The organism is Streptomyces sp. NPDC059679, assembly GCF_042734105.1.
GTDB lineage: Bacteria > Actinomycetota > Actinomycetes > Streptomycetales > Streptomycetaceae > Streptomyces.
Genome location: NZ_JBHWES010000169.1, coordinates 1 through 3,790 on the forward strand (window position 1 = coordinate 1; position 3,790 = coordinate 3,790).

The following is a 3,790-nucleotide window of genomic DNA, read 5'->3' on the forward strand; positions in this document are numbered from 1 at the left end:
GTGCCGCTGCGGGTCGCGGTGATGGGGTGTGTGGTCAACGGCCCCGGTGAGGCGCGTGAGGCGGATCTGGGGGTGGCCTCGGGCAACGGCAAGGGCCAGATCTTCGTCAAGGGCGAGGTGATCAAGACCGTGCCCGAGTCGAAGATCGTGGAGACCCTGATCGACGAGGCCATGAAGATCGCCGAACAGATGGAGAAGGACGGCATCGCCTCCGGAGAGCCCGAGGTCTCCGTCACCGGCTGACGCCACCCCGCGCCCGCGGCCACACCGCCCGCACCCGACCGGACCACGGCCCGGTCGGTGAACGCGGGCGGTGGCCTGGGCGACCCCCGAGGTACAGTGCGGAGAATCGAATCTTCTGGCCCTCGGCCGCAACCGGTGAGGCATACCGACACGTGCTGACGACGTCCACCACCAGGGTGCTCGAGCCCCACGAGCTCGACGAGGCCCTTGCGGTCCTCGACCGCGACCCGGTCTCCAACGCCTTCGTCGCCGCCCGCGTCCAGGTCGCCGGCCTGGACCCCTGGCGGCTCGGCGGCGAGATGTGGGGCTGGTACACCGGTGGCCGGCTGGAATCGCTCTGCTACGCCGGAGCCAACCTCGTCCCCATCTGCGCCACCCGTGAGGCCGTACGCGGCTTCGCCGAGCGCGCCCGCCGGGCCGGCCGCCGCTGCTCCTCCATCGTCGGCCCCGCCGACACCACCACCGAGCTCTGGTCGCTGCTCGAGCCCAGCTGGGGCCCGGCCCGCGAGGTCCGCGCCCATCAGCCGCTCATGGCCACCACCACCATGCCCGCCGGTATCGCGCCCGACCCGCTCGTCCGCCGCGTCCGCAAGGACGAAATGGACGTGATCATGCCCGCCTGCGTGGCCATGTTCACCGAAGAGGTCGGCGTCTCGCCGCTCGCCGGTGACGGCGGGCTGCTCTACCAGGCCCGGGTCGCCGAACTCGTCAGCCACGGGCGGTCCTTCGCCCGCATCGAGAACGGCCGGGTCGTCTTCAAGGCCGAGATCGGCGCCGCCACCCGCCACGCCTGCCAGATCCAGGGCGTCTGGGTCGCCCCCGAATACCGCGGCCGCGGGCTGTCCGAGACCGGTATGGCCGCCGTCCTGCACTATGCGCTGAACGAGGTCGCGCCCGTCGTCAGCCTCTACGTCAACGACTTCAACACCGCCGCCCGCGCCGCCTACCGCCGCGTCGGCTTCCAGGAGGTCGGCGCCTTCATGAGTGTGCTGTTCTGATCGACGGCCCAGTAGGGTGCCGCCCATGCTGCATCAACCAGGCGAGGGGCCACCGGACCCGCAGGGCGTCGTCGTGGGGCCGCTCGACCTCGCCGCGCGCGTGGACGAGGCCCTTGCCGTGCAGGCGATCGCCTTCGGGCTCACCGACGAGGAGGCCGGAGTACGGCGCCACATCGTGCTGCGCCACCTCACCAGCCCGGGCGCCCGCGCGCTGGGCGCCACCACCCCCGCCGGGCGGCTCGTCGGCTTCGTCTACGGCATGCCCAACGACCGCACGCACTGGTGGTCCACGGTCGTCGAGCCTTATCTGCGCGACACCGGCCACGAGGACTGGCTGGACGACTCCTTCGTCATCACCGAGCTGCATGTCCACCCCGACTACCAGCAGCACGGCATCGGCCGGTCGCTGATCACCACCATCACCGACGGAGCGGACCAGCCGCGCTCCATCCTCTCCGCGATCGACGTCGAGAGCCCCGCCCGCCACCTCTACCGCGACCTCGGCTACCGCGACCTCGCCCGCCCCGTGCTCTTCCCGAGCGCGCCGACCCCGTACGCGGTCATGGGCGCCCCGCTCCCGCTGCGCCGCTGATTTTCCGTAGCCTTCCCCCGGTACGCCTTCCCCTGGTTCATTTCCCGGTGGGTGGCGGCAGCGGTTAATCTCCTGGACATCCCATCTCGTACGCAGGAGAAGAACCATGGCCCAGGCCCACGTCCAGCGCATGTCCAGGTTGATGTTGAAGACGCTGCGCGAGGACCCGGCCGATGCCGAGACCGCCAGCCACAAGCTGCTCGTCCGCGCCGGCTATGTACGCCGCACCTCCGCGGGCATCTGGACCTGGCTGCCCATCGGCAAGAAGGTCCTGGAGAACGTGGCGCGGATCGTCCGCGAGGAGATGGACGCCATCGGCGCCCAGGAGGTCCTGCTGCCCGCCCTGCTGCCCCGTGAGCCGTACGAGGCCAGCGGCCGCTGGGACGAGTACGGCGACCTGCTGTTCCGGATCAAGGACCGCAAGGGCGCCGACTACCTCCTCGGCCCGACCCACGAGGAGATCTTCACCCAGACGGTCAAGGACCAGTGCACGTCCTACAAGGACCTGCCCGTGATCCTCTACCAGATCCAGACCAAGTACCGGGACGAGGCCCGCCCCCGCTCCGGCGTGCTGCGCGGCCGCGAGTTCCAGATGAAGGACTCGTACTCCTTCGACACCACCGACGAGGGCCTGGCCGAGTCCTACCGGCTGCACCGCGAGGCCTACCAGCGGATCTTCGAACGCCTCGGCCTGGACTACCGCATCGTCTCCGCGATCTCCGGCGCCATGGGCGGCTCCGCCTCCGAGGAGTTCCTGGCCCCGGCCGCGGCCGGCGAGGACACCTTCGTGGACTGCCCGAACTGCGACTACGCGGCCAACACCGAGGCCGTCACCCTCGCACTCACCCCCGTCGAGGGCGCCGAGCACGGCCCGGTCGAGGAGCTGGACACCCCCGACACCCCCACCATCGACACCCTCGCCGAGCACCTGAACATCCCGGCCTCCGCCACCCTGAAGAACCTCCTCGTCAAGGTCGACGGCGAGATCACCGCGGTGGGCGTCCCCGGCGACCGCGAGGTGGACCTCGGCAAGCTCGCCGAACACCTCGCCCCCGCCGAGGTCGAGGTCGTCACCGCCGAGGACTTCGCCGACCGCCCCGACCTGGTCCGCGGCTACATCGGCCCGCAGGGCCTGGCCGGGAAGTCCTTCCGCTACCTCGCCGACCCGCGCGTCGCGCCCGGCACCGCCTGGGTGACCGGCGCCAACAAGCCCGGCAAGCATGCGCGCAACGTCGTCTGCGGCCGGGACTTCGAGGTCGACCAGTACCTCGATGTCGTGGTGGTCAGGCCCGGCGACCCCTGCCCCCGCTGCGGCGCCGGTATCGAGCTCGACCGGGCCATCGAGATCGGCCACATCTTCCAGCTCGGCCGGAAGTACGCCGACACCTTCCAGCTCGATGTGCTCGGCCAGAACGGCAAGCCGGTCCGGGTCACCATGGGCTCCTACGGCATCGGCGTCTCGCGCGCCGTGGCCGCCCTCGCCGAGCAGACCCACGACGAGTCCGGGCTGTGCTGGCCCCGCGAGGTCGCCCCGGCCGACGTCCACATCGTCGCGGCGGGCAAGGCGCTCCAGACCGAGCTGGCCCTGGAGCTCGCGGACAAGCTGGGGACGGCGGGCGTCCGCGTCATGGTCGACGACCGGGCCGGCGTCTCCCCGGGCGTGAAGTTCACCGACGCCGAGCTGATCGGCGTGCCCACGATCCTGGTCGTCGGCCGTGGCGCGAAGGACGGCGTGGTGGAGCTCAAGGACCGCCGCACGGGCGAGCGCGAGGAGCTGCCGGTCGACGAGGCGCTGTCCCGCCTCACGGTCTGACAGGCTTCAGAGGCCCGGCGCTCCTTCCGTGTCCTGGCCGCTCCGCGGAGCGGCCAGGACACGGGGAGGGACCGGGGGGGGGGGGCGCTGACATAAAAAAAAAACCCATCCCACCACTAATCTACGGATCTTGTATTGCGTGGT

4 protein-coding genes are annotated in these 3,790 nt (G+C 71.0%); all 4 read left to right on the top strand.

Annotated elements, in window-relative coordinates; genetic code table 11:
- On the top strand, positions 1-243 hold a 243-nt coding region (locus ACFV2X_RS55350; protein WP_385631873.1), incomplete at its 5' end, for a flavodoxin-dependent (E)-4-hydroxy-3-methylbut-2-enyl-diphosphate synthase.
- A 152-nt stretch (positions 244-395) separates the two neighbouring features.
- Positions 396-1,241 carry a GNAT family N-acetyltransferase gene (locus ACFV2X_RS55355; RefSeq protein WP_385631875.1) on the top strand — a complete coding sequence of 282 codons (846 nt, stop codon included), beginning with the start codon at positions 396-398 and terminating at the stop codon, positions 1,239-1,241.
- 25 nt (positions 1,242-1,266) lie between these two features.
- On the top strand, positions 1,267-1,833 hold the full coding sequence (locus ACFV2X_RS55360; protein WP_385631878.1) for a GNAT family N-acetyltransferase: 567 nt from the start codon (positions 1,267-1,269) through the stop codon (positions 1,831-1,833).
- Positions 1,834-1,939: 106 nt separating this feature from the next.
- On the top strand, positions 1,940-3,646 hold the full coding sequence (locus ACFV2X_RS55365; protein WP_385631881.1) for a proline--tRNA ligase: 1,707 nt from the start codon (positions 1,940-1,942) through the stop codon (positions 3,644-3,646).
- Positions 3,647-3,790: the final 144 nt, after the last annotated feature.

What these genes read in the sequence shown, in the direction of transcription:
- ACFV2X_RS55365 (WP_385631881.1), top strand. Translation starts at nt 1,940, where the DNA reads ATGGCCCAGGCCCACGTCCAGCGCATGTCCAGGTTGATGTTGAAGACG.
- ACFV2X_RS55360 (WP_385631878.1), top strand. Translation starts at nt 1,267, where the DNA reads ATGCTGCATCAACCAGGCGAGGGGCCACCGGACCCGCAGGGCGTCGTC.